General features: G+C 51.7%; 22 protein-coding genes. 13 read left to right on the forward strand and 9 right to left on the reverse strand.

The window, feature by feature from the left end; translation table 11 throughout:
• Nucleotide 1: 1 nt before the first annotated feature.
• The 6 genes from QMN38_RS10365 to QMN38_RS10390 form a co-directional block, all read right to left on the reverse strand.
• The gene (locus QMN38_RS10365; protein ID WP_003831006.1) at nucleotides 2-331 is read right to left on the reverse strand and encodes a cytochrome o ubiquinol oxidase subunit IV; all 330 of its coding nucleotides are present in this window, start codon (nucleotides 329-331) and stop codon (nucleotides 2-4) included.
• Complete coding sequence (locus QMN38_RS10370; RefSeq protein ID WP_271441080.1) at nucleotides 331-945, reverse strand: cytochrome o ubiquinol oxidase subunit III; 615 nt, start codon at nucleotides 943-945, stop codon at nucleotides 331-333. The genes QMN38_RS10365 and QMN38_RS10370 overlap by 1 nt, the downstream gene beginning before the upstream one ends.
• On the reverse strand, nucleotides 935-2,926 hold the full coding sequence (gene cyoB, locus QMN38_RS10375; protein ID WP_003021610.1) for a cytochrome o ubiquinol oxidase subunit I: 1,992 nt from the start codon (nucleotides 2,924-2,926) through the stop codon (nucleotides 935-937). The genes QMN38_RS10370 and cyoB overlap by 11 nt, the downstream gene beginning before the upstream one ends.
• A gap of 19 nt (nucleotides 2,927-2,945) precedes the next feature.
• Nucleotides 2,946-3,893 (reverse strand): cytochrome o ubiquinol oxidase subunit II, encoded by a 948-nt coding sequence (cyoA, locus tag QMN38_RS10380; RefSeq protein WP_271441079.1) that lies wholly within the window; start codon nucleotides 3,891-3,893, stop codon nucleotides 2,946-2,948.
• A gap of 459 nt (nucleotides 3,894-4,352) precedes the next feature.
• Nucleotides 4,353-5,828, reverse strand: coding sequence for a muropeptide MFS transporter AmpG (gene ampG / locus QMN38_RS10385; RefSeq protein WP_323605054.1), 1,476 nt, complete (start codon nucleotides 5,826-5,828; stop codon nucleotides 4,353-4,355).
• Between the two features lie 47 nt (nucleotides 5,829-5,875).
• Nucleotides 5,876-6,454, reverse strand: coding sequence for a lipoprotein (locus QMN38_RS10390; RefSeq protein ID WP_005125164.1), 579 nt, complete (start codon nucleotides 6,452-6,454; stop codon nucleotides 5,876-5,878).
• A gap of 306 nt (nucleotides 6,455-6,760) precedes the next feature.
• Here QMN38_RS10390 and bolA point away from each other — a divergent pair, with 306 nt between their 5' ends.
• The 9 genes from bolA to fadM all read left to right on the forward strand — a co-directional run bounded on the left by bolA (nucleotide 6,761) and on the right by fadM (nucleotide 17,185).
• The gene (gene bolA, locus QMN38_RS10395) at nucleotides 6,761-7,078 is read left to right on the forward strand and encodes a transcriptional regulator BolA (protein WP_040232707.1); all 318 of its coding nucleotides are present in this window, start codon (nucleotides 6,761-6,763) and stop codon (nucleotides 7,076-7,078) included.
• A gap of 345 nt (nucleotides 7,079-7,423) precedes the next feature.
• Complete coding sequence (gene tig, locus QMN38_RS10400; protein WP_137384629.1) at nucleotides 7,424-8,722, forward strand: trigger factor; 1,299 nt, start codon at nucleotides 7,424-7,426, stop codon at nucleotides 8,720-8,722.
• A gap of 248 nt (nucleotides 8,723-8,970) precedes the next feature.
• Entirely contained in the window at nucleotides 8,971-9,594 is a 624-nt protein-coding gene (clpP, locus tag QMN38_RS10405) for an ATP-dependent Clp endopeptidase proteolytic subunit ClpP (RefSeq protein WP_003021624.1), read from the forward strand.
• Nucleotides 9,595-9,720: 126 nt separating this feature from the next.
• Complete coding sequence (gene clpX / locus QMN38_RS10410; RefSeq protein WP_271441619.1) at nucleotides 9,721-10,995, forward strand: ATP-dependent protease ATP-binding subunit ClpX; 1,275 nt, start codon at nucleotides 9,721-9,723, stop codon at nucleotides 10,993-10,995.
• A 184-nt stretch (nucleotides 10,996-11,179) separates the two neighbouring features.
• Nucleotides 11,180-13,534, forward strand: coding sequence for an endopeptidase La (gene lon, locus QMN38_RS10415; protein ID WP_003831014.1), 2,355 nt, complete (start codon nucleotides 11,180-11,182; stop codon nucleotides 13,532-13,534).
• 190 nt (nucleotides 13,535-13,724) lie between these two features.
• On the forward strand, nucleotides 13,725-14,015 hold the full coding sequence (gene hupB, locus QMN38_RS10420; protein WP_219352570.1) for a nucleoid-associated protein HU-beta: 291 nt from the start codon (nucleotides 13,725-13,727) through the stop codon (nucleotides 14,013-14,015).
• A 268-nt stretch (nucleotides 14,016-14,283) separates the two neighbouring features.
• On the forward strand, nucleotides 14,284-16,158 hold the full coding sequence (gene ppiD, locus QMN38_RS10425) for a peptidylprolyl isomerase (RefSeq protein WP_323605012.1): 1,875 nt from the start codon (nucleotides 14,284-14,286) through the stop codon (nucleotides 16,156-16,158).
• 147 nt (nucleotides 16,159-16,305) lie between these two features.
• Nucleotides 16,306-16,680 carry a helix-hairpin-helix domain-containing protein gene (locus QMN38_RS10430; protein WP_323605013.1) on the forward strand — a complete coding sequence of 125 codons (375 nt, stop codon included), beginning with the start codon at nucleotides 16,306-16,308 and terminating at the stop codon, nucleotides 16,678-16,680.
• Between the two features lie 106 nt (nucleotides 16,681-16,786).
• Nucleotides 16,787-17,185 (forward strand): long-chain acyl-CoA thioesterase FadM, encoded by a 399-nt coding sequence (gene fadM, locus QMN38_RS10435; RefSeq protein ID WP_271441616.1) that lies wholly within the window; start codon nucleotides 16,787-16,789, stop codon nucleotides 17,183-17,185.
• Between the two features lie 103 nt (nucleotides 17,186-17,288).
• Here fadM and queC read toward each other — a convergent pair whose 3' ends face one another.
• Both queC and QMN38_RS10445 read right to left on the reverse strand, forming a co-directional pair.
• On the reverse strand, nucleotides 17,289-17,984 hold the full coding sequence (queC, locus tag QMN38_RS10440; protein ID WP_323605014.1) for a 7-cyano-7-deazaguanine synthase QueC: 696 nt from the start codon (nucleotides 17,982-17,984) through the stop codon (nucleotides 17,289-17,291).
• Between the two features lie 65 nt (nucleotides 17,985-18,049).
• Nucleotides 18,050-19,750: an SgrR family transcriptional regulator gene (locus QMN38_RS10445; RefSeq protein WP_323605015.1), complete on the reverse strand. Its 1,701-nt coding sequence runs from the start codon at nucleotides 19,748-19,750 to the stop codon at nucleotides 18,050-18,052.
• Nucleotides 19,751-19,894: 144 nt separating this feature from the next.
• Here QMN38_RS10445 and cof point away from each other — a divergent pair, with 144 nt between their 5' ends.
• A complete protein-coding gene (gene cof, locus QMN38_RS10450; protein ID WP_323605016.1) occupies nucleotides 19,895-20,713 on the forward strand; it encodes an HMP-PP phosphatase in 819 nt (272 codons plus the stop codon).
• 51 nt (nucleotides 20,714-20,764) lie between these two features.
• Here the strand turns inward: cof and QMN38_RS10455 are convergent, their stop codons facing one another.
• Nucleotides 20,765-21,820: a PLP-dependent cysteine synthase family protein gene (locus tag QMN38_RS10455; protein ID WP_323605017.1), complete on the reverse strand. Its 1,056-nt coding sequence runs from the start codon at nucleotides 21,818-21,820 to the stop codon at nucleotides 20,765-20,767.
• A gap of 112 nt (nucleotides 21,821-21,932) precedes the next feature.
• Here QMN38_RS10455 and decR point away from each other — a divergent pair, with 112 nt between their 5' ends.
• Genes decR through QMN38_RS10470 form a run of 3 tightly spaced genes read left to right on the forward strand, consistent with a single transcriptional unit; the run spans nucleotide 21,933 to nucleotide 25,979 of the window.
• A complete protein-coding gene (gene decR, locus QMN38_RS10460; protein WP_005125175.1) occupies nucleotides 21,933-22,391 on the forward strand; it encodes a DNA-binding transcriptional regulator DecR in 459 nt (152 codons plus the stop codon).
• Nucleotides 22,392-22,435: 44 nt separating this feature from the next.
• The gene (locus QMN38_RS10465) at nucleotides 22,436-24,208 is read left to right on the forward strand and encodes a SmdA family multidrug ABC transporter permease/ATP-binding protein (protein ID WP_323605018.1); all 1,773 of its coding nucleotides are present in this window, start codon (nucleotides 22,436-22,438) and stop codon (nucleotides 24,206-24,208) included.
• Nucleotides 24,201-25,979 (forward strand): SmdB family multidrug efflux ABC transporter permease/ATP-binding protein, encoded by a 1,779-nt coding sequence (locus tag QMN38_RS10470; RefSeq protein ID WP_323605019.1) that lies wholly within the window; start codon nucleotides 24,201-24,203, stop codon nucleotides 25,977-25,979. Before QMN38_RS10465 ends, QMN38_RS10470 begins: the two co-directional genes overlap by 8 nt.
• The last annotated feature ends 235 nt before the right edge of the window (nucleotides 25,980-26,214 follow it).

The raw sequence follows: 26,214 nt of genomic DNA on the forward strand, positions 1-26,214 counted from the left end.
CTTAGTGCATCATCATGTTGTAGTTAAGGTTCCACATAATCCAGATGGAGCCCACAACCAGGATGGCGATGATTAGCACAGTAAAGACAAAGGCCGTCATGTTCCAACCTTCATCAGATTTGCTATTCATGTGCAGGAAGCACACCAGGTGCACCAGAATCTGTACCACTGCCATTGCCAGAATAGTTCCCAGAATGACGGCCGGAGAAGCAGAACCTGTCATGACCATCCAGAACGGAATGACCGTCAGGATGATCGACAGGATAAAACCTGTCATGTAGGTTTTTACGCTGCCATGGGATGCGCCGCCGCTCTCGTTAGAATGACTCATTACATCGCCCCCATCAGATAAACAACAGTGAACACACAGATCCACACCACGTCCAGGAAGTGCCAGAACAGGCTCAGGCACATGATACGGGTACGGTTAGTGCTGGTCAGGCCGCGACGAGCAACTTGCACCATCAGCACCGCCATCCAGATAAGACCGGAGGTGACGTGCAGACCGTGCGTGCCGACCAGCGCGAAGAACGCAGACAGGAAGCCGCTGCGATCCGGGCCCATACCGTTAACAATCAGGTGATGGAATTCATAGAGTTCCATCCCGATGAATCCGGCACCGAACAAGAAGGTCAACGCCAACCAGGAGATAACCTGGCTCTTGTTGTTCTTGTACATGGCGATAGCTGCCATGCCGTAAGTAATGGAGCTGAATAACAGCAGGAATGTTTCAACCAGAACGAACGGCAGTTCAAAAATGTCCTTACCTGTTGGGCCACCTGCGGTGCCGTTCACCAGAACGGCGTAGGTTGCAAACAGAATAGAGAACAGAATGCAGTCGCTCATCAGGTAGACCCAAAATCCGAAGATTTTGGTCTGGCCTGCATCGTGGTGCCCGTGTTCGTGCGCGTGGGCATTCGCGTGCGTTAAAGTATCAGTTGCCATTTTTCAGCCCTGCCTTTGTAATCTCATCGAAATGCTGGTTTTCCAGTTTTTCGACTTCCGGTACCGGCACGTAGTAATCCACGTCTTCATCAAAGCTTTTCACGATCCAGCTGATGATCATGCCTGCGAAGCTTGCAATCGCCAGCCACCAGATATGCCAGATCATGGCGAAACCAAACAGTGTTGCGAAGGCCGTAATGACGATACCTGCACCGCTGTTTTTCGGCATATGAATCTCTTCATAATGCGCAGGCTGTTTGTACGCTTCACCTTTCTCTTTCATTTCCCAGAAGGCATCACGCTCGTGGACGTGTGGCACAACGGCAAAGTTATAGAACGGAGGCGGGGAAGAGGTTGCCCACTCCAGCGTACGACCACCCCATGGGTCACCGGTCAGGTCACGGTTCTGCTCGCGGTCACGAATAGACACGTAGATCTGAATCAGCTGGCACAGGATACCCAGTGCAATCAGCGCGGCGCCGCAAGCGGCAACGACCAGCATTGGGTGGAACTGAGGGTCAATCTGCTGACTGAGGCGACGGGTCATACCCATAAAGCCCAGCACGTACAGCGGCATAAATGCGACGAAGAAGCCGATGATCCAGAACCAGAATGCGCGTTTACCCCATGTTTCGTTCAGCGTGAAGCCAAACGCTTTTGGCCACCAGTAGGTCATACCTGCGAAGCAGCCAAATACGACGCCGCCGATGATAACGTTATGGAAGTGCGCAATCAGGAACAGACTGTTGTGCAGTACGAAGTCCGCACCCGGCACCGCCAGCAGTACGCCGGTCATACCGCCGACTGAGAAGGTGACGATGAAGCCAATCGTCCACAGCATCGCTGAGTGGAATACGATGCGGCCCTGATACATGGTGAACAGCCAGTTGAAGATCTTCACCCCGGTTGGGATGGCGATAATCATGGTGGTAATACCGAAGAAGGCGTTTACGTTAGCGCCTGCACCCATGGTGAAGAAGTGGTGCAGCCAAACAACGAACGACAGAACGGTGATACACACGGTTGCCCACACCAGTGAGGTGTAACCAAACAGGCGTTTACGCGAGAAGGTTGCAGCGATTTCGGAGAACACACCGAAGACCGGCAGAACCAGAATGTACACTTCCGGATGGCCCCAGGCCCAAATCAGGTTGATGTACATCATCATGTTGCCGCCCATATCGTTGGTAAAGAAATGGGTGCCCAGATAGCGATCCAGGGTCAGCAACGCGACGGTAACCGTCAGGATTGGGAAAGAAGCGATAATCAGGATGTTCGCACACAGAGATGCCCAGCTAAACACCGGCATCTTGAACATGGTCATTCCTGGTGCACGCATCTTAATGATGGTCACAAAGAAGTTGATACCGGTCAGGGTTGTACCAATACCGGACAACTGGACTGCCCATATCCAATAGTCGACCCCGACGCTTGGACTGTACTCTATTCCCGAAAGTGGCGGATACGCCAGCCAACCGGTCTGTGCGAATTCACCCACGCCCAGAGACAGGTTAACCAGGATTACGCCGACAACGGTGAACCAGAAGCTCAGGTTGTTCAGGAACGGGAATGCAACGTCACGTGCGCCGATCTGCAGCGGAACCACCAGGTTCATCAGACCGATAACAAATGGCATTGCCACGAAGAAGATCATAATCACGCCGTGAGCCGTGAAGATCTGGTCGTAGTGGTGAGGAGGCAGGAAGCCCGCTTCACCTGCAGAAGCCAGCGCTTGCTGACTACGCATCATGATGGCGTCGGCAAAGCCACGAATCAACATGACGATTGCGACGATGACATACATGATGCCAAGGCGTTTGTGGTCAACCGAAGTCAGCCACTCTTTCCACAGGTAGGTCCACTTACCGAAGTAAGTGATAAGGCCCAGTAAGGCCGCACCACCGATGATAATGGCAGCGATCGTAACCATGACAATGGGTTCATGGAACGGCACTGCATCCAGCGTCAATTTTCCGAACATCGTATTCTTCCTCGGCCCCTTAGTGAGCGGATTCCGCGTGGCTCATGTCCATGCCTTCCATTCCTTCATGTGCGTTGTGCTCACCTTCGGGTTGGGTCATGTCCATGCTCTTACCGTGAGCCATAAATTTGTTAATAACGTCTTTAAACAAATCCGGTTTCACGTTGGAGAAATATTCCACCTGGTTGTATTCGCTTGGCGCAGCCACTTTCTCGAACGCAGCCATGTCGCTCATGGTGTTCGTGGACTGTTTAGCTTTAGCAACCCATTGGTCGAATTCGGCGCGGTCCTTTGTTGCGATAGCCTTGAACTTCATACCGGAGAAGCCTGGTCCGCTATAACTTGCGGAGATACCATCATAAGTACCGACTTCGTTGGCGATCAGATGCAGTCGAGTCTGCATGCCGGCCATGGCATAAATCTGGCTACCCAGACGCGGGATAAAGAAGGAGTTCATCACGGAGTTGGATGTCACTTTGAATTCAACCGGAGTATTCGCCGGGAAGGCGATTTCATTCACGGTAGCGATACCTTGTTCCGGATAGATGAAGAACCATTTCCAGTCCATGGAAACCACTTCGATGGTAATGGGCTTCTCGTCATGCGCCAGCGGTTTGCTTGGCTCAAGAGCGTGAGTGGTTTTCCAGGTCAGAACGGCAAGGAAAATGATGATTAAGATAGGCACCGTCCAGACCACAGCTTCCACTTTATTGGAGTGTGACCAGTTCGGGCTGTACTTCGCATCTTTATTGCTTGCACGGTACTTCCAGGCAAAACCAACAGCCATTAAGATGGCAGGAATAACGACAATCAACATCAGGCCAAATGCCGTCAGTATCAATGACCGTTGTTCCAGTCCAATCTGTCCTTTAGGGTCAAGCAGCGCAGAATTACAGCCACTGAGTAATGCAGTGCCTGCAATTAATGACAACCATCCCAAACTTTTATTGTATTTCCTGAGTCTCATTTAACGACCTCAATTCCACGGGACCGGGTGGCGTTTAAAGTGTGAGGGCATTTTACGGGAAGGTTACATTACTGTAAACATCATTGGATCTGTGTTACCGGGTTCTGCCGTGCATGTCACATATGTTGCAATATATGTCGCCTCAGCTTTAAGAACCTGTTGCAACATCACGTTATAACGAAAGCGGGCGAGCTGGGGAGGTGTCGAGGGCAATTGGTATAACCAATACGAAAATAAAACAATTGTTTAACAATTGATTATCAATAAAAAGACAAATAACGAACAAAAAATAAATCTGATTCGGCTGAATCGAGTAAGGAAAATAGAATTTATAAAAGGAGTCAATAATTTCCAAATTTTATGGCGCACAAAACAACAAATATTATTTTTATCAACTGCTGTTTATTTAGCCGTTATAATTACGCAAGGTGATTACAACGGCCAAATTAATGTGAAAAATTACATCAGACGTGTTTTCCGTAGTGCAAGATAGTCCAGTAAGCCACCAAATACGACGCCACAGATGGCGACCGCGACTGAGACTTCAAGCAGCCCCGCCAGGAAAGAGAAGTTGGTGTAATCCAGCGCATTCATGGTGAGCAGCAACAGCCAAACAGCCAGCAAACAGCAGCCCGTCACCAGCGTCATCAAAGCAAGATTGTACGCCCCACGGAACTCTGTGCGTGGAATAAAACTCTCATTTTGCCAGCTATGTTCCAGCGTCTGGCGACAAACCAGCAGCAGCAGGAGTCCAGGGATCGCGGCAAACACGGAAAACAGATAAAACGTTGGCCAACCGTGAGCCTCGACGAACCAACCTGCCACTGGGCCCACATAGACGCGACCAACGGCTGAAAGCGCGGAGAGCAGGGCGAACTGGGTCGCTGAGAAGGACTTATTGCACAGCGTCATTAATAAAGCGACAAATGCCGCCGTGCCCATTCCGCCGCACAGGTTTTCAAAGAAGACGGCCGCCGCCATGCTGAACATGTGTTTGTCAGTGATGGACAGTAGCCAGTAGCCCGCATTCGACGCCCCTTGCAGGATGCCGAAAATAAGCAATGCGCGGAACAGAGAAAGGCGCTGCATCAGGATCCCACCGTACAGCGCGCCAACAATGGTCGCCAGTAGCCCCAGCGTCTTATTCACCACGCCAACTTCACCCGCATCAAACCCAACGCCGCGGATTAAAAAGGTGGTGGTCAGGCTCATGGCGAAGGCATCCCCGAGCTTATACAGCACAATAAGCAGCAGGATCAGCCAGGCGTTGTTACGACCAAAAAAGTCACGCAGTGGCGCAGCAACCGCTTGTTCCAGTGTTTTAGGCACCGGAATGGTGTCAGTGGGTTCGGGCGCCAACAGGGTGGCGATAATGCAGGGAATCAGTAGTGCCGCCATCAGCCAGTACATACCTTGCCAGCCGAGCCAGCGGTCAGCCATCCACAGCGCCAGACCACCGGAAACCAGCATCCCCAGGCGGTAACCCAGTACGCTGATTGCTGCACCGGTACCACGTTCTTCTGCCGGTAAAACGTCTGTTTTCCAGGCGTCAAAAACAATATCCTGCGACGCCGAACAAAATGCGATCACCACTGCGAGTGCCGCCATCCAGCGTAACTGCGTTCCAGGTTCCAGAAAACCCATCGCGGCGATGGAAATAAGAAGCAACACCTGGGTCGTCAACAGCCAACCGCGACGACGACCTAAAAACGGTGGGGTGTAGCGGTCCATCACCGGGGACCAGAGAAACTTAAATACGTAGGCCTGGCCGACCAGAGAAAAGAAACCGATAGTTTTCAGATCGATATTTTCGACCGTCATCCACGCCTGAAGCGTACCGGAGGTCAGGGCGAGCGGTAAACCGGAAGCAAAACCTAACATCAGCAGAATCGCTGATTTTGGTTGCTGAAAAATACGTAAATAGTGATTGGACATGGGCATTAAAAGCTGACCCGGCGAAATACCGGGTCAGGGGGCTTAAATTAGCGAGCGTTCTGCTTGATGAAATCGTGAACGCTGGTGTCCTGGGACATATCAGCGATGGTGTCGGTCAAGACGCTGTTAACGGCATCAGCAATATTTTTGTTAGAGGCCTGGAATGCGCCTTCAACAGAGTAGCTTGCACGGTAGTTTTTGGTCATCTTGTTGCCGTTGGCAGCCGTTGCAATAATGGCGATATCTGCTTTGGTTGCGATGTTATAGCGCACGCTACCTTGCGACACATCAGCGTACAGCTGGCTTACGATGATTTGCAGGTTAACTGCACCGTTTGGACCCACCATATAACCGCGTGCAGTCATCTGCTTTTCCAGCACTTCTTGCAGCAGGAAGCGCAGATCGCGAGACGCAGTCAGAGTAACCAGTTGATTGTCGCGGGTCACTTTTGCCAGCGCCTGATCCTGACGCTGGTCGGCGCCATTGATACTGACAGTTACTCCCATCAGACTCGGATCCTGCTGTGGCAGGGTAATTTTCGGCGATACGTTGATGGTAGTGGGCGGAGTTGCGCAGCCAGCCAACATAAACAGCGCGACTAAAGGGAAGAGGATTTTTTTAAACATGCCAGGGCTCTCAGCGAATCTAAATTGTATGGTTAGAGAAAATTCCCGCCATCATAACATCGCCAACGATGAGGGGAAGTGGGTAACGCATGTAAATTCATCATGTTGTCCGTTTGATGATGTTGTAGAGACCATAAATGGCCTTTTTGCAATAACGCGAACACAAGAATCAGTGAACTTCATTCGTTTGGGTGAGAAAATCAGACAAGCGCTAATTTTTTGTTGCTAAGGTGTAATGAAAACGGTAAAAGCGGCTAGTATTTAAAGGGATGGGTGACATCTCAGCGTTGTCGGAGGAAAAATTTCATGATGATTCGTGAGCAAATAGAAGAAAAATTAAGGGCAGCGTTCCAACCCGTGTTCCTCGAAGTTGTGGATGAAAGCTATCGTCACAATGTCCCGGCAGGTTCTGAAAGCCACTTTAAGGTTGTGCTGGTCAGCGATCGCTTTACAGGTGAACGTTTTCTTAATCGTCATCGGATGATTTACAGCACGTTAACGGCGGAGCTTTCCACAACCGTACATGCTCTTGCCCTGCATACCTACACCATTAAGGAGTGGGAAGCGTTGCAGGACACCATTTTTGCATCGCCTCCGTGTCGTGGGGCGGGAAGCATCGCCTAAAAAACGGATTTGCAACAACCGGCGCTTTTCCAGTATGTTGCTACAGATTATGTGAAAACGGCCTGCGGGCCGTTTTGTTTTGTCTGAATTCTGAGTAGGTCGTCCAGTATTCAGACAAAAATTAGCCGGGAATTGTGAAAAAAGCCGCAGCAACGCGCGATAACCGTTCTCGACTCATAAAAGTGATGCCGCTATAATGCGCGTCTTATTTTTCGGAATGTCTTCGGGATGATTCTGACGACAGGGAATGTGATTGATTATGAGAACATCCCAGTTCCGCGAAGCCAACAACCTGTGCTTGCGGAGAAGAGTTGACCGAGCACTGTGATTTTTTGAGGTAACAAGATGCAAGTTTCAGTTGAAACCACTCAAGGCCTTGGCCGCCGTGTAACGATTACTATCGCTGCTGACAGCATCGAGACCGCTGTGAAAAGCGAGCTGGTCAACGTAGCGAAGAAAGTGCGTATTGACGGTTTCCGCAAAGGAAAAGTACCGATGAATGTCGTTGCTCAGCGTTATGGCGCTTCTGTTCGCCAGGACGTTCTGGGTGACCTGATGAGCCGTAACTTCGTTGATGCCATCATCAAAGAAAAAATTAATCCGGCTGGCGCACCGAACTACGTTCCGGGCGAATACAAACTGGGTGAAGATTTCACTTACGCGGTAGAGTTCGAAGTTTACCCGGAAGTTGAACTGACCGGTCTGGACGCAATCGAAGTTGAAAAACCGGTTGTTGAAGTTACCGATGCTGACGTTGACGTTATGCTGGATACCCTGCGTAAGCAGCAGGCTACCTGGAAAGACAAAGACGGCGCTGCTGATGCAGAAGACCGTGTAACCATCGACTTTACCGGTTCTGTAGACGGCGAAGAGTTCGAAGGCGGCAAAGCGTCTGACTTCGTACTGGCGATGGGCCAGGGTCGTATGATCCCAGGCTTTGAAGAAGGCGTTAAAGGCCACAAAGCTGGCGAAGAGTTCACCATCGACGTGACCTTCCCGGAAGAGTACCACGCTGAAAACCTGAAAGGTAAAGCCGCTAAATTCGTTATCAACCTGAAGAAAGTTGAAGAACGTGAACTGCCGGAACTGACCGAAGAATTCATCAAACGTTTTGGCGTTGAAGATGGTTCCGTAGCGGGTCTGCGCGCTGAAGTGCGTAAAAACATGGAACGTGAGCTGAAAGGCGCTGTACGTAACCGCGTTAAGTCTCAGGCGATCGAAGGTCTGGTTAAAGCCAACGACATCGACGTTCCTGCAGCACTGATCGACAGCGAAATCGACGTTCTGCGTCGTCAGGCTGCACAGCGTTTCGGTGGCAACGAGAAGCAAGCTCTGGAACTGCCGCGTGAACTGTTCGAAGAACAGGCTAAGCGTCGCGTAGTTGTTGGTCTGCTGCTGGGCGAAGTGATTCGTACCAACGAACTGAAAGCTGATGAAGATCGCGTAAAAGGCCTGATCGAAGAAATGGCTTCTGCTTACGAAGATCCGAAAGAAGTTGTTGAGTTCTACAGCAAAAACAAAGAGCTGATGGACAACATGCGTAACGTCGCTCTGGAAGAACAGGCTGTTGAAGCGGTTCTGGCGAAAGCTAAAGTGACTGAAAAAGCCACTACTTTCAACGAACTGATGAACCAGCAGGCGTAATTCGTTGCTTTTATAGTACGAAATTCGCACATAAACCCGTCACCTTCTGGTGGCGGGTTTTTTTTTTGTCACGCATTTTGCATGGGAAGGGTGCGAAAACAGCGTTTCAGTGTTAGCGTTACAACAAAAGATTGTTATGCTTGAATTATGGCGATGTCGTACCCATTACAGAGGGACTAGCTGATAATCCGTCCATAAGGTTACAATCAGCACAGCAGGTTTTTTCAAATTTTATCCAGGAGACGGAAATGTCATACAGCGGCGAACGAGATAACTTTGCACCCCATATGGCGCTGGTGCCGATGGTCATTGAACAGACCTCGCGTGGTGAGCGCTCTTTTGATATCTATTCTCGTCTACTTAAGGAACGCGTCATTTTTCTGACCGGCCAGGTCGAAGACCATATGGCTAACCTGATTGTGGCGCAGATGCTGTTCCTGGAAGCAGAAAACCCGGAAAAAGATATCTACCTGTATATTAACTCCCCTGGTGGCGTGATTACTGCAGGGATGTCTATCTATGACACCATGCAGTTTATTAAGCCGGACGTTAGCACCATTTGTATGGGCCAGGCGGCCTCAATGGGCGCGTTTCTGCTGACTGCCGGGGCGAAAGGTAAACGTTTTTGCCTGCCTAATTCTCGCGTCATGATCCACCAGCCTCTGGGCGGTTACCAGGGTCAGGCAACGGATATTGAAATTCATGCCCGTGAAATCTTGAAGGTAAAAGGGCGCATGAACGAACTTATGGCGCATCATACGGGTCAATCTCTTGAGCAGATTGAACGTGATACCGAGCGCGATCGCTTCCTCTCCGCTTCTGAAGCGGTGGAGTACGGTCTGGTCGACTCGATTTTGACCCATCGTAATTAATGCCCAGGGCGCAGGTGTGCCGCTATAATTACCTGGAGCGGCACAACGCTGACTAGCGTCTTGCGCCTGAGAATGGCATTTGCGTCGTCGTGTGCGGCACAAAGAACAAAGAAGAGGTTTTGACCCATGACAGATAAACGCAAAGATGGCTCGGGCAAATTGTTGTACTGCTCTTTTTGCGGCAAAAGCCAGCATGAAGTGCGTAAGCTGATTGCCGGACCATCCGTGTATATCTGCGACGAATGTGTTGATTTATGTAACGACATCATTCGCGAAGAGATTAAGGAAGTAGCACCGCACCGTGAACGCAGTGCGCTGCCGACGCCACATGAAATTCGCAACCACCTGGACGATTACGTTATTGGCCAGGAACAGGCGAAGAAAGTGCTGGCGGTCGCGGTATACAACCATTACAAACGTCTGCGCAACGGCGACACCAGCAATGGCGTCGAGTTGGGCAAAAGTAACATCCTGCTGATTGGCCCGACGGGTTCTGGTAAAACGCTGTTGGCTGAAACGCTGGCGCGTCTGCTGGACGTTCCGTTCACCATGGCCGATGCCACCACCCTGACCGAAGCCGGTTATGTGGGTGAAGATGTTGAAAATATTATTCAGAAGCTGTTGCAGAAGTGCGATTACGACGTGCAGAAAGCGCAGCGCGGTATTGTCTATATCGATGAGATCGACAAGATTTCGCGTAAATCAGACAATCCGTCTATTACCCGTGACGTTTCCGGTGAAGGCGTGCAGCAGGCGCTGTTGAAACTGATCGAAGGAACAGTTGCCGCTGTTCCGCCACAGGGTGGACGCAAACATCCGCAGCAGGAGTTCTTGCAGGTTGATACCTCCAAGATTCTGTTTATCTGTGGTGGTGCGTTTGCCGGTCTGGATAAGGTGATTGCTAACCGTGTTGAAACCGGCTCCGGCATTGGTTTTGGCGCGACGGTAAAAGCCCAGTCCGATAAGGCCAGCGAAGGTGAATTGTTGTCGCAGGTTGAACCAGAAGATCTGATCAAATTTGGTCTGATCCCTGAGTTCATCGGCCGTCTGCCCGTTGTGGCAACGCTGAGCGAACTGAGTGAAGAAGCGCTGATCCAGATCCTAAAAGAACCGAAAAACGCCCTGACTAAGCAGTATCAGGCGCTGTTCAATCTTGAAGGTGTGGATCTGGAATTCCGCGAGGAAGCGCTGGATGCTATCGCCAAGAAAGCGATGATTCGTAAAACCGGTGCGCGTGGTCTGCGTTCTATCGTGGAAGCCGCGTTGCTCGACACCATGTACGATCTTCCTTCTATGGAGGACGTTGAAAAAGTGGTGATCGACGAGTCTGTGATTGGCGGTCAGAGCAAGCCGTTGCTGATTTACGGTAAGCCGGAAGCACAGCAGGCATCTGGCGAATAATTCATCAATTCATACAGACGTTTAACCAAAAAGGGGGGATTTTATCTCCCCTTTTATTTTTCCGTAAACATGGCGTTGAATGTGTGGGAAACATCCCCATATACTGACATACATGTTAAAGGTGGTGTGAAGCACAGTCGTACCACCTGATTACCTGGCGGAAACTAAACTAAGAGAGAGCTCTATGAATCCTGAGCGTTCTGAACGCATTGAAATCCCCGTATTGCCGTTGCGCGATGTGGTGGTTTATCCGCACATGGTCATACCCTTATTTGTAGGGCGGGAAAAATCTATCCGTTGTCTTGAAGCGGCTATGGACCATGATAAAAAAATCATGCTGGTCGCGCAGAAAGAAGCTTCAACGGATGAGCCGGGTGTAAACGATCTTTTCACCGTCGGGACCGTGGCCTCTATTTTGCAGATGCTGAAACTGCCTGACGGCACCGTAAAAGTGCTGGTCGAGGGGTTACAGCGCGCGCGTATTTCTGCGTTGTCAGACAACGGCGAGCATTTCTCTGCGAAAGCGGAGTACCTTGATTCGCCTGCTATTGATGAGCGCGAACAGGAAGTGCTGGTACGTACAGCTATCAGCCAGTTCGAAGGCTATATCAAGCTAAACAAAAAAATCCCACCAGAGGTGCTGACGTCGCTTAACAGCATTGACGATCCCGCGCGTCTGGCGGACACCATCGCTGCCCATATGCCGCTGAAGCTGGCGGATAAGCAGTCCGTGCTGGAGATGTCTGACGTGAATGAACGTCTGGAATATCTGATGGCAATGATGGAATCCGAAATCGATCTGCTGCAGGTTGAAAAACGTATTCGCAACCGTGTGAAAAAGCAGATGGAGAAGTCTCAGCGTGAGTACTATCTGAACGAGCAAATGAAAGCGATTCAGAAAGAGCTCGGCGAGATGGACGATGCGCCGGATGAAAACGAAGCGCTGAAACGCAAGATCGACGCGGCGAAGATGCCGAAAGAGGCAAAAGAGAAAGCGGAAGCAGAGCTGCAGAAGCTGAAAATGATGTCTCCGATGTCGGCGGAAGCAACGGTCGTGCGTGGCTACATCGACTGGATGGTACAGGTTCCGTGGAATGCGCGTAGCAAGGTCAAAAAAGACCTGCGTCAGGCGCAGGAAATCCTCGATACCGACCATTATGGTCTGGAGCGTGTGAAAGATCGTATTCTTGAGTATCTTGCGGTCCAGAGCCGTGTGAACAAAATCAAGGGACCGATCCTGTGTCTGGTTGGACCGCCGGGGGTGGGTAAAACCTCTCTGGGTCAGTCCATCGCGAAGGCGACAGGGCGTAAATACATCCGTATGGCGCTTGGCGGCGTGCGTGATGAGGCTGAAATTCGTGGTCACCGCCGAACCTATATCGGTTCGATGCCGGGCAAACTGATCCAGAAAATGGCCAAAGTGGGCGTGAAAAACCCGCTGTTCCTGCTTGATGAGATCGACAAAATGTCTTCTGACATGCGTGGCGATCCGGCATCAGCACTGCTTGAGGTGCTGGATCCAGAGCAGAACGTGGCGTTCAGCGATCACTACCTGGAAGTGGACTACGACCTCAGCGACGTCATGTTCGTTGCGACGTCGAACTCCATGAACATTCCGGCACCGTTGCTGGATCGTATGGAAGTGATTCGTCTGTCTGGCTATACCGAAGACGAGAAGCTTAATATAGCTAAGCGTCATCTGTTGCCAAAACAGATTGAGCGTAATGCGCTGAAAAAAGGCGAGCTGACGGTTGATGATAGCGCCATTGTGGGCATCATTCGTTACTACACCCGTGAAGCGGGCGTGCGTAGTCTGGAGCGTGAAATCTCCAAACTGTGCCGTAAAGCGGTTAAGCAATTGTTGCTCGATAAGTCACTGAAACACATCGAGATCAATGGTGATAACCTGCACGACTACCTGGGTGTGCAGCGCTTTGACTATGGCCGTGCGGATAACGAAAACCGCGTTGGTCAGGTCACGGGGCTGGCATGGACAGAAGTGGGCGGCGATCTGCTGACCATTGAAACCGCCTGTGTTCCTGGTAAAGGCAAGCTGACTTACACCGGATCGCTCGGCGAAGTGATGCAGGAATCCATTCAGGCCGCACTGACCGTGGTGCGTGCGCGTGCGGAAAAACTGGGTATTAACCCGGACTTTTACGAAAAACGCGACATCCACGTTCACGTACCTGAAGGCGCGACGCCGAAAGATGGTCCAAGCGCGGGTATTGCCATGTGCACTGCGCTGGTCTCGTGCCTGACCGGTAACCCGGTTCGTGCCGATGTGGCGATGACTGGCGAGATCACCCTGCGTGGTCAGGTTCTGCCTATCGGTGGCTTGAAAGAAAAACTGTTGGCGGCACACCGTGGTGGCATTAAGACGGTCTTAATTCCAGACGAAAACAAACGTGACCTGGAAGAGATTCCGGACAACGTTATTGCCGATCTTAATATTCACCCGGTGAAACGTATTGAGGAAGTTCTGACTCTTGCGTTGCAAAATGAACCCTCTGGAATGCAGGTTGTGACGGCAAAATAGTGACCTCGCGCAAAGAGCATTAATAAAAACAGGGCTGGCAGGCCATTTCGGGCTTGCCAGCCTTTTTTTGTATAGCTAATTTAGATAACGGATTGGGCTTGCCATCATTATCGGGTGTTGTAAGGGCATGGCAGGCCTGATATAACTGCTGCGCGGTCGCACTTTGAAGGATTCAGGTGCGATATATATTATAAAGAGGAAGAGAAGAGTGAATAAATCTCAACTGATCGACAAAATTGCTGCAGGGGCTGATATCTCTAAAGCTGCGGCTGGACGTGCGTTAGATGCAATTATTGCTTCTGTTACCGAATCCCTGAAAGAAGGTGATGACGTAGCACTGGTAGGTTTTGGTACTTTTGCCGTTAAAGAGCGTGCTGCCCGTACTGGTCGCAACCCGCAAACAGGTAAAGAGATCACCATCGCCGCGGCTAAAGTACCGGGCTTCCGTGCAGGTAAAGCACTGAAAGACGCGGTAAACTAAGTGATTTCCCCTTTGGGGATGTGACTAAGTACAAGGGCGCATCAACCGATGTGCCTTTTTTATTTCTGATTCCGGTACTTTCTACGCGTTGTGGGCTGACAATTGCCCCAGTTTCTTGTCACAATAGGCCTTTGTGCGCAGCGTTCAGGAAACGCTATGCTGCGTGAAGCATATATACTCAAAATCCTTGCCGCCGTCGTTGTAACCAACGCGAAGGCGGCCTGAAGGATAACGCGTATAGTCATCTACAGCGGAGTGTGGTTACACCATGATGGACAGCTTACGCACGGCTGCTAACAGTCTCGTGCTCAAGATTATTTTCGGTATCATTATCGTGTCGTTCATTTTGACCGGCGTGAGTGGTTACCTGATTGGCGGGGGCAATAACTACGCCGCTAAAGTGAATGGCCAGGAGATCAGCCGCGGGCAGTTCGAGAATGCGTTCAACAGCGAACGTAACCGCATGCAGCAACAGCTGGGCGATCAATATTCTGAGCTGGCGGCGAACGAAGGTTATATGAAAACGCTGCGTCAGCAGGTGCTGAATCGTCTTGTGGACGAAGCGCTGCTGGATCAGTATTCCCGTGAGCTTAAGCTCAACATTAGCGACGATCAGATTAAGCAGGCTATTTTCGCCACCCCGGCTTTCCAGGTTGACGGAAAATTTGATAACAACCGCTACAATGCGATTGTCAATCAAATGGGAATGACTGCAGACCAGTACGCACAGGCATTACGTAATCAGCTCACGACACAGCAGCTGATTAACGGTGTTGCCGGTACGGACTTCATGCTGAAAGGCGAAACGGACGAACTGGCGGCGCTGGTCGCACAGCAGCGTATCGTGCGCGAGGCGACAATTGACGTTAACGCCCTGGCCGCGAAGCAGTCTGTTACCGACGAAGAAGTGGCCAGTTACTACGAGCAGAATAAAAATCGCTTTATGACGCCGGAACAGTTCCGTGTGAGCTATATCAAGCTGGATGCTGCAGCAATGCAGGAAACCGCCAGCGATGCTGATATTCAGTCTTACTATGACCAGCATCAGGATCAATTCACTCAGCCGCAGCGTAATCGCTACAGCATCATACAGACCAAAACAGAAGATGAAGCAAAAGCGGTGCTTGATGCGCTGAACAAAGGGGGTGATTTTGCGACCCTGGCGAAAGAAAAATCTGCCGATATCATTTCTGCCCGTAACGGCGGTGATATGGGTTGGCTGGAAGACGCCACCACCCCAGATGAACTGAAAAATTCCGGTCTGAAAGAAAAAGGCCAACTGTCAGGCGTGATTAAGTCTTCTGTTGGTTTCCTCGTTGCGCGCCTTGATGATGTGCAACCTGCGCAGGTTAAACCGCTGAGTGAAGCCCGTGACGACATTGCAGCGAAAGTTAAGCAGGAAAAAGCGCTGGATGCCTACTATGCGCTGCAGCAGAAAGTCAGCGACGCGGCCAGCAACGATAACGAATCTCTGGCGGGTGCGGAGCAGGCAGCAGGGATGAAAGCGGTTGAAACGGGCTGGTTTAGCCGTGACAGCTTGCCGGAAGAACTGAATTTCAAACCAGTTGCTGACATCATTTTCAATGGTGGTCTGATAGGCGAGAACGGTACGCCGGGCAGCAACTCAGACATCATCACCGTGGATGGCGATCGTGCGTTTGTGCTGCGTATTAGCGAACACAAAGCAGAAGCAGTTAAGCCGTTAGCAGAAGTGAAAGAACAGGTTACCGCGCTCGTTAAGCACAATAAAGCTGAGCAGCAGGCGAAACTGGATGCAGATAAACTGCTGGCCGATCTGAAAGCGGGTAAAGGCGATGAAGCGCTGAAAGCGGCGGGTCTGAGCTTTGGCGAAGCGAAAACGCTGAGCCGTACGGGTCAGGATCCGCTGAGCCAGGCGGCCTTTGGCCTGAGCCTGCCTGCGAAAGACAAGCCGAGCTACGGTGTTGCGAACGACATGCAGGGTAACGTTGTACTGTTGGCGCTGGACGAAGTAAAAGCAGGCTCTATGCCAGAAGCACAGAAAAAAGCGATGGTTCAGGGGATTACTCAGAACAACGCTCAGATTGTCTTCGAAGCACTGATGAGCAACCTGCGTAAAGCGGCAAAAATTAAAGTCGGTGACGCGCTGGAACAGCAGCAATAACCGAGGCTTCTCGCAAATAATTGCAAAAAGTTGTATATACCAAAGGCCGCTTTCGCGGCCTTTTCCATTTCTGAAAATTGCCATTTGTCTGCCGTTTATCCCCCCGCTATCGTGGCTCTACTGTTAACCAACAAGGAGCAAAACAGTATGAAACATGGAATTAAAGCCCTGCTTATTACCTTTTCATTGACCTGTGCCGGTATGGTGCAAACTGCACTTGCAGCGGAACCTGCCGCCAAAAGTCAGGCGGTTCAGACCAAAGCGGATGCCTCAGGAAGCACACACAGCAAAGCCACGCCAGCGACAAAGCCGAGTGATGATGAAGGTACCAGGGTAAGCATCAACAGCGCCTCAGCGGAGGATTTAGCGCGAGTGATGAATGGGGTTGGGTTGAAGAAAGCACAGGCCATTGTCAGCTATCGCGAGGAGTACGGACCATTTAAAACGGTCGATGATTTAAAGCAGGTACCGGGGATGGGAAGTTCGCTGGTGGAACGTAATCTGGCATTTTTAACACTTTAATAACTTGCAGAGCGTTGAAAGTTTGCCAGACTGTAGAGGTCATACCAGTTATGACCTCTTTACCCTGAAGTCTGTTCCTATAAAAACAACGTAAGGTTTCTGCGCTATGCAAACACAAATCAAAGTTCGTGGTTTTCATCTTGATGTCTATCAGCACGTTAACAATGCCCGCTATCTTGAGTTTCTGGAAGAAGCCCGCTGGGATGGCCTGGAAAACAGTGACAGTTTTCAATGGATGACTGCACACCACATTGCGTTTGTGGTTGTTAACATCAATATCAACTACCGCCGTCCTGCCGTGCTGAGCGATCTGTTGACCATAACCAGTCAGGTACAACAGCTAAATGGCAAAAGCGGCGTATTAAACCAGACCATCACACTGGAGCCAGAAGGGCAGGTAGTGGCTGATGCGTTGATTACTTTCGTCTGTATTGATTTGAAAACGCAGAAAGCGCTGCCGTTGGAAGGAGAGTTACGCGAGAAATTGGAACAAATGGTGAAGTAACGGAACGTTGCCTGATGGCGCCTCGCTTATCAGGCCTACAAAACGAGAAGTAGATGTAGGCCGGATAAGGTGTATGCACCGCCATCCGGCACAACTCAGCAGATTACTGTAACCCGGTTTTCTGCTTCATCGCCGCCATCACCGCCGGCTTATCCGCCAGATAATGGTTCAGACCGTTGGCACGCAGATTACAGGCAGCACAATGGCCGCAACCGTTGCCCTTGATCCCGTTATAGCAGGTCAGTGTCTCTTCACGCACCAGGTCTAACTTGCCCCAATAGTCGGCTAACGCCCAGGTTTCGGCTTTATCAATCCACATCAACGGGGTTTCGAAACGGATGTCTTTTGCCATTCCCAGGCTCACGGCATGATTCAGGGCTTTGACAAACTCGTCACGACAGTCCGGATAACCAGAGAAATCGGTCTCGCAAACGCCGGTAATGACCGCCTCTGCCTGTACCTGGTAAGCGTAAATTGCCGCCAGTGTTAAGAACAGAATGTTACGTCCAGGCACAAAAGTATTCGGGATCCCGTCCGCGTCCGGTTCATAATCGGGTACCGGGATATTGTCGCGGGTCAGGCTGCTGACAGCCAGTTCGCTGAGCAGCATCACGTCGAGAACTTTGTGTGCACGGGCGCCGAGTTTTAAGGCCAGATCACGTGCGACGTCAATTTCAGCGCGATGGCGCTGACCATAATCAAAGGTCACGCAGTGCACTTCATCATACTGATGTAGCGCTTGCACCAGACAGGTCGTGGAGTCCTGGCCTCCACTAAATACAACAACGGCACGTTTCATGGCTTTTCCTGACAAATAACGAAAGCGCTTATGGTAGCGTCTGGGCGTGTCGCCGACCAGCTTCTTCACGCTGAAGGGGGCGGTAACCAGGCCTCGGTGAACTCAAACCAGCCACGCGGATTCAAACGTACGCCATTTACGCCCGGCGGAGCGCTAATTCGATAGTGATAATTGAACAGCGGCGTAAGCGTGGCGTCATGCATTAACGTGGCGAAAACCTGCTGTAAAGCCGCATGACGATCGCCCTCATCGGCCTGAATTTGCAAAGCATCCAGCGTGGTTTGCAGATGAGTATATGCGGATGCATTCAGAACATGTGACCATAGCTGATCGCAACGTAACCACTGTTCGAGGGTATACTCGGGGGCTTCGCCAATCAGCCTGTCTCCCATCATCAGATCGGCATGGGCTAAAGGATGATCGCCATCCCAGTTTTTAGCATTATGAAAAATAAGCGTTAATTCACAACCCAGTTTTGCCAGCGCCTGGCGCAGCTGTTCCGCCATCGTATGCAGTTCGACCGGTAAGTGGTAGGCCAGCGTCAGTTTTTCCGGCAACGCCACCTCGTCCAGCGCATCCCATTGTGGGATCGTCCATCCTGGCAGCAGGGCATTGCTGGGGGTAATGAGGTTTTCATCCACCTCAAGCGTCTGTAGCAGCGAAGAGCGGTGGATAATATTGACCAGTCGACGGGCCTGCTGTGTATTCAGTCGCGCGCTTTTTCTGAGCGTGAGATAGCAAAAACCGAGGCTGATCCCGCTACTCACCTGGCTTAGCATGGGCAGTTCCTCTGGTTTACCAATCGCAATTTGCACCGGGTGGCGGCAGCTGGTGCCCAGATCCTGGGAAAAGAGTTGCGGGGTTATCCAGTATTCAATAGCTTTCAGCAGCGGATGGCCAAGATGGTAGTTATCGTGGCTCTCGATGCGAACCAGTTCTGGTGTAAACAGCGTCAGTCGGAACGGGCCAGTCCCGACAAAGGGCTGTTCTGGGTGAGCGAGATGGCTACTGTAACTTGCCAGACGGTGTGCCAGCCAAAAGTCAGGACGATGCAAAATAAAAGTCAGACATTGAGGGTGCGTCACCTCTATGCGTTTAACGCTGATAAACAATCTGGCCAGTGCGGGCAGTTCAAGCAACATCAACAGCCGTTGGTGTAACTGAGCACTGTTGACAACATCACCGTTATGCCAGTGCAGTGTTGAGCGAATATAGAAATCCCAACGCAGCCCGTCGGCAGAGATATTCCAGTGGTGGGCTAAATCGCCGCAGGGGCGTTGCGTGTGACTGTCAAAACGTGTCAGGCCAGAGAACACCTGCCCGGCAAGATGCTGTTCTGCACGACCGGGCAGGAATCCAGGATGCAAAGGTTCGAGCTGGCGATAATAGGGGATACGCAGGGTTGGCGTATCATTTTGCCATTGTCCGCCCATAAACGGCTGCAGCAGGGTTCTTAATTCCCCGGGGGCCAGTTGAGCCAGTTCCAGTACGCTGAGCTGTTCACCCTTTTGCAGTGCCTGCTCCATCATCGTGTTGCGCAGAGAGTCCGGAGTGACCAAAAAACGTAATGTTCCGCGTTTCCCGCGTCCGGACTGAGCTTGCCATACCAGCCAACCGGCATCCTGCGCTTGCCTGAGCAGGGTACGGACATGGCGCTCGCTGCAAAAACAGCGTTCAGCAAGTTCCCCGACGGTCACCGACTGCGGCTCTCCGTTCGAAGGCTGCCACAGGCGTTGATACTGGTTCAGGCGATTAAGCAGACGCATTGATACTTTATCCTTCAGGATGCCCGTTAACGGTTTTTGCGCAGAAAAAACCGGAACAATTTTCTTTATCTATTCACTATTACTTCCGTATATCTCAGGAGATACTGAATCACAAGTTAACCGCGTCACAGTGTGGAGAAAGAAATGGCTCGTCTGGCTGCATTTGATATGGATGGCACCCTTTTGATGCCGAATCACCATTTAGGTGATGAAACCCTTTCGACGCTGGCACGCCTGCGTGAACGAGATATCACGCTGACGTTTGCGACCGGTCGTCATGTGCTGGAGATGCGTCATATTTTGGGCTCGATCTCGCTGGACGCCTTTTTAATCACCGGTAACGGGACGCGTATTCACTCGCTGGAAGGTGATGTATTGCATCGTCAGGATCTGGCTCCCTCGGTTGCCGATATCGTATTGCACCAGCGGTGGGAAACGCAGGCAAGCATGCATGTTTTTAATGACAACGGCTGGTTCACTGGGCAAGAGATTCCGTCACTGTTGCAAGCGCATGTGTACAGCGGATTTCGTTATCAGATAGTGGATGTGAAGCGTATTCCTGCTCATCAGGTCACGAAAATCTGCTTCTGTGGCGATCATGATGATTTGGTTCGCCTGCGTATTCAGTTGAATGACGCGCTGGGCGAGCAGGCGAATCTCTGTTTTTCCGCAGTTGATTGCCTTGAAGTGCTGCCGCTGGGCTGTAACAAAGGTTCTGCGCTGGCAGTACTGAGCGATCACTTGGGTTATTCCATGGCTGACTGCATGGCGTTTGGCGACGCCATGAACGATCGTGAAATGTTGGGCCGCGTTGGGCGTGGTCTGATTATGGGAAACGCGATGCCGCAGCTTATTGCTGCGCTGCCTCATTTATCGGTGATTGGGCATTGCCGCAATCAGGCGGTATCACACTTTTTGACGCATTGGCTGGACAATCCGCATCTACCTTATTCCCCCGAATGAGAGATCCCTTCCAGCAAGCCAGACCTTAGTGTCTGGCTTTTTTTTGACCGATTAATGGGTATTCAGCAGGCGGGCAAGTTCTGCTTTCGATGGCGTTAAATCACCGATGTGCGCCTCGACCCATTGCGGGTTGTAATAGGTTTCCAGATAGCGTTCGCCGCTGTCGCACAGCAACGTAACCAGCGACCCCGTTTCTCCTGCATCGCGCATCCGAGCGGCAAGTTGTAACGCTCCCCACATATTGGTACCGGTTGAGGCGCCCACTTTACGGCCTAGCTGCGTCTCCAGCCAGTGCGCGGTGGCAACGCTTGCGGCATCCGGAACGCGCAACATTTCATCAACTACATCAGGAATGAAAGAAGGCTCTACGCGTGGGCGGCCAATGCCTTCAATTTTGCTGCCGACCGGACTGCGTAACGACGCATCGCGATCCTGCCAGTAAGGCAGAAAGACCGAGTTCTCCGGGTCTACCACCATCAGACGAGTGTCGTAGCCCTGACAGCGAATATAACGGCCAATGGTTGCGGAGGTACCGCCGGTTCCTGCGCTCATCACGATATGGCGAGGCACGGGGTTTGGCTCACACTGCATCTGGCGGAAGATACTGTCGGCAATATTGTTGTTACCACGCCAGTCAGTAGCGCGTTCAGCGTAGGTGAACTGGTCCATATAATGTCCGTTCAGTTCATGTGCCAGCTGTTCAGACGCTGCATAGATTTCACAGGCGCTTTCCACGAAGTGGCAGCGACCGCCATAAAATTCAATCTGTTCAATTTTGCGTTTTGCCGTACAGGAAGGCATAACGGCAATAAACGGCAGTCCAAGCAGACGGGCGAAATAAGCCTCAGAAACCGCCGTTGAACCGGATGATGATTCGATAATCGTGGTGCCTTCTTTAATCCAGCCATTACACAGTCCGTAGAGAAACAGTGAGCGTGCCAGGCGATGTTTCAGGCTACCGGTTGGATGCGTGCTCTCATCTTTTAAATAGAGCTGAATACCCGGAAACGCCGGTAGCGACAGGCGAATAAGATGCGTATCGGCAGAACGCTGGTAATCCGCATTAATTTCATTGATGGCGTTTTTAACCCAGGAGCTATTCATCATTAATATCCATTTGTCATTTTGTGCCCAGAATAGCGAAAAGCACGGAAAAAATTGTTGCCATTTAGCCTTTAAAATAGAATGTAAGGAGAAAATTCTTCTCTGTGGAGTGGATATGTTAGACAAAATTGACCGTAAGCTGCTTGGCCTACTACAACAAGACTGCACCCTTTCTTTGCAGGCGTTAGCCGATGCCGTTAATCTGACAACCACCCCCTGCTGGAAACGCCTCAAGCGGCTTGAGGATGACGGCATTCTGCTGGGCAAGGTTGCCCTTCTGGATCCAGAAAAACTGGGGCTGGGCTTAACCGCGTTTGTGCTGATTAAAACCCAGCATCACAGCAGCGAGTGGTACTGCCGCTTTGTCACCGAAGTGACCGGGATGCCAGAGGTACTGGGTTTCTGGCGAATGGCTGGGGAGTATGATTACCTGATGCGGGTGCAGGTTGCTGATATGAAACGCTATGATGATTTCTATAAGCGTCTGGTGAATAGCGTACCGGGCCTGTCTGATGTTACCTCCAGTTTTGCGATGGAACAGATTAAATACACGACTGCTCTACCTATTGAATAACTCTCCCGGTGGTCATTGCCGGAAATCTTGTCAGGACATAACGCGTGCGATTATTTGCTCAATTAAGCTGGTACTTCCGCCGGGAGTGGCGTCGCTACCTCGGGGCTGTAGCCTTGCTTATCATCATCGCTATTCTTCAGCTTATCCCGCCAAAAGTGGTCGGTATCATCGTGGACGGCGTAACGACACAGCGCTTCACAACCGAGCGACTGCTGATGTGGGTCGGCACGATTGCCCTGATTGCGGTGGTGGTCTATTTGTTGCGCTATGTCTGGCGCGTACTGTTGTTTGGCGCATCCTACCAACTGGCAGTTGAACTACGCGAAGACTATTACCGCCAGTTGAGCCGCCAGCATCCCGAATTTTATCTGCGTCATCGCACAGGCGATCTGATGGCGCGTGCAACTAACGATGTTGATCGGGTGGTGTTTGCGGCTGGCGAAGGTGTATTGACGCTGGTGGACTCACTGGTCATGGGGTGCGCGGTGTTGATCGTGATGTCTACGCAAATCAGTTGGGAGCTGACGCTGATCGCGTTACTCCCAATGCCGGTGATGGCGATAATGATCAAGCGTTACGGCGATCGACTGCATAATCGCTTTAAGGTTGCGCAAGCAGCGTTCTCCAGCCTGAACGATCGTACTCAGGAAAGTCTTACCAGTATCCGCATGATTAAGGCTTTTGGTCTGGAAGACCGACAGTCGGCGCTATTTGCCGAAGATGCTAAAGATACCGGCAAGAAAAACTTGCGGGTCGCCCGCATTGACGCCCGTTTTGACCCCACGATTTATATCGCCATAGGTATGGCTAACCTGCTGGCTATCGCCGGGGGAAGTTGGATGGTGGTGCATGGTTCTCTGACCCTTGGTCAGTTAACCAGCTTTATGATGTATCTCGGTCTGATGATTTGGCCGATGCTGGCACTGGCATGGATGTTTAATATTGTTGAGCGAGGCAGCGCCGCATATAGCCGTATTCGCGCGATGCTGGCTGAAGCCCCCGTGGTGGATGATGGGACAGAACCCGTACCAGAAGGACGTGGTGAGTTAGCGGTGGCCATTCGCGAATTTCGCTACCCACAGACGGCTCATCCGGTGCTGGAGAATGTGAATTTCCAGCTTAAGCCAGGGCAGATGCTGGGCATTTGTGGCCCAACTGGGGCTGGGAAAAGTACCGTACTATCGCTGCTCCAGCGCCACTTCGATATCACTCAAGGCGATGTGCGTTTTCATGATATTCCGTTAACGCGCTTGCAGCTTGATAGCTGGCGTAGCCGCCTGGCAGTGGTCAGCCAGACACCTTTCTTGTTCTCGGATACGGTCGCCAACAACATAGCGCTTGGACGCCCGCAGGCCACACAGGATGAAATTGAACATGTTGCACGTCTGGCCAGCGTGCATGAGGATATTTTACGTCTTCCTCAGGGGTATGACACCGAAGTGGGTGAACGCGGCGTGATGCTGTCCGGTGGACAAAAACAGCGTATTTCTATCGCTCGTGCGCTGCTGCTGAATGCTGAAATCCTGATTCTTGATGATGCGTTATCGGCGGTGGATGGTCGTACTGAACATCAAATCCTGCATAACCTGCGCCAGTGGGGAGAAGGCAGAACCGTGATAATCAGCGCTCACCGTTTATCTGCGCTGACAGAAGCCAATGAAATTATCGTGATGCAGCACGGACATATTGCTCAGCGTGGCGAACACGATGCGTTGGTTCAGCAACCCGGCTGGTATCGTGATATGTACCGCTATCAGCAACTGGAAGCGGCATTGTCTGATGCGCCGGCTACCGATGAGGAGGCGGCTAATGCGTAGTTTTGGACAATTATGGCCGACCCTGAAAAGGCTGCTGGCGTACGGCTCGCCGTGGCGAAAGCAGCTGTCTATCGCTGTTGTCATGCTGTGGGTAGCGGCAGCGGCGGAGGTGAGTGGTCCGCTGCTCATCAGCTATTTTATCGATAACATGGTAGCGAAGAACAATCTGCCGTTGGCGATGGTCGCCGGGCTGGTGGCGGCCTATGTCGGTCTGCAACTGTTGGCGGCGGGCCTGCATTACGCGCAGTCATTACTCTTTAACCAGGCGGCCGTTGGTGTGGTGCAGCAGTTACGTACCGATGTGATGGATGCCGCGCTGCGTCAGCCGCTCAGTGCTTTTGATACTCAGCCTGTCGGGCAGCTTATCTCCCGGGTGACCAATGACACCGAAGTGATTCGCGACCTGTACGTGACGGTAGTCGCGACGGTACTGCGCAGTGCCGCCTTAATCGGTGCCATGCTGGTAGCGATGTTCAGCCTTGAGTGGCGGATGGCGCTGGTTGCGATGGCCATATTCCCGGCTGTGCTGGTGGTGATGGTGATTTATCAGCGCTATAGCACTCCTATTGTGCGTCGCGTTCGCGCCTATCTGGCAGATATTAATGATGGCTTTAACGAAGTTATTAATGGCATGAGCGTGATCCAGCAGTTCCGTCAGCAGGCGCGTTTTGGTGAGCGAATGGGCGAAGCCAGCCGTTCGCACTATATGGCGCGCATGCAAACGCTGCGATTGGATGGCTTTTTGTTGCGCCCGTTGCTCAGCCTGTTTTCGGCCCTGATCCTCTGCGGTTTGCTGACGCTGTTTAGCTTTACATCCGGCACGTCCATTGAAGTTGGGGTGCTGTATGCGTTTATCAGCTATCTGGGGCGTTTGAACGAGCCGTTGATTGAGCTGACGACCCAGCAATCAATGCTGCAACAGGCGGTGGTAGCGGGTGAACGTGTATTTGAACTGATGGATGGCCCACGCCAGCGTTATGGTGAGGATATCCAACCCCTGAAAAGCGGGGACATTGAGGTTGATAACGTCTCTTTTGCCTATCGCGACGACAATCTGGTGCTGCAAAACATCAGTTTGTCCGTACCTTCTCGTCGTTTTGTTGCGTTGGTTGGGCATACCGGTAGCGGCAAGAGTACGCTCGCCAGTCTGCTGATGGGGTACTACCCGTTGACGCAGGGTGATATTCGTCTGGACGGACGACCGCTGTCTTCGTTGAGCCACAGTGTGTTACGCCAGGGCGTTGCGATGGTGCAGCAGGATCCGGTGGTGATGGCGGATACCTTCCTGGCCAACGTGACGCTGGGCCGCGATATTTCTGAAGAGCGGGTATGGCAGGCGCTGGAGACGGTGCAACTGGCGGAGCTGGCGCGCGGGCTGAGTGACGGTATTCATACCCGACTGGGCGAGCAGGGCAATAATTTATCAGTCGGGCAGAAACAGCTGCTGGCGCTGGCGCGTGTGCTGGTCGAAACGCCGCAGGTGCTGATTTTGGACGAAGCGACGGCCAGCATTGACTCCGGTACTGAACAGGCTATTCAGCAGGCGTTGGCAGCAGTGCGTAAGCACACCACGCTGGTGGTGATTGCGCATCGGTTATCCACCATTGTCGATGCCGACACTATTCTGGTACTGCACCGGGGGCAGGCCGTTGAGCGCGGCACGCACCAGCAACTGCTTGCCGCACAGGGCCGCTACTGGCAAATGTATCAACTGCAGTTGGCGGGCGAAGAGTTGGCGGCTAGCGTAAACGAAGATTCGGCAATCGCCTGATGGCGCTGCGTTTATCAGACCTACAGCCAGTGTGGTTTCGTAGGCCTGATGACGCGTTTTCGCCGCCATCCTGCAATCAACAATCTGGTGCAAAAATGTAACGCACTATGCACCGTTATAGTGCGCTTTTTCTTTTTCTATCCTCGCCGTACCCCGTGCGGCTGAATCATCCCGCGTTTTTCATTCCTGGCACACCCCTTGCAATGTTCAGTATGTGTATCTGCAGCCACTACTG

Origin of the sequence: Citrobacter sp. R-1.5.2, from assembly GCF_035064245.1 — a bacterium.
Taxonomy (GTDB): domain Bacteria; phylum Pseudomonadota; class Gammaproteobacteria; order Enterobacterales; family Enterobacteriaceae; genus Citrobacter.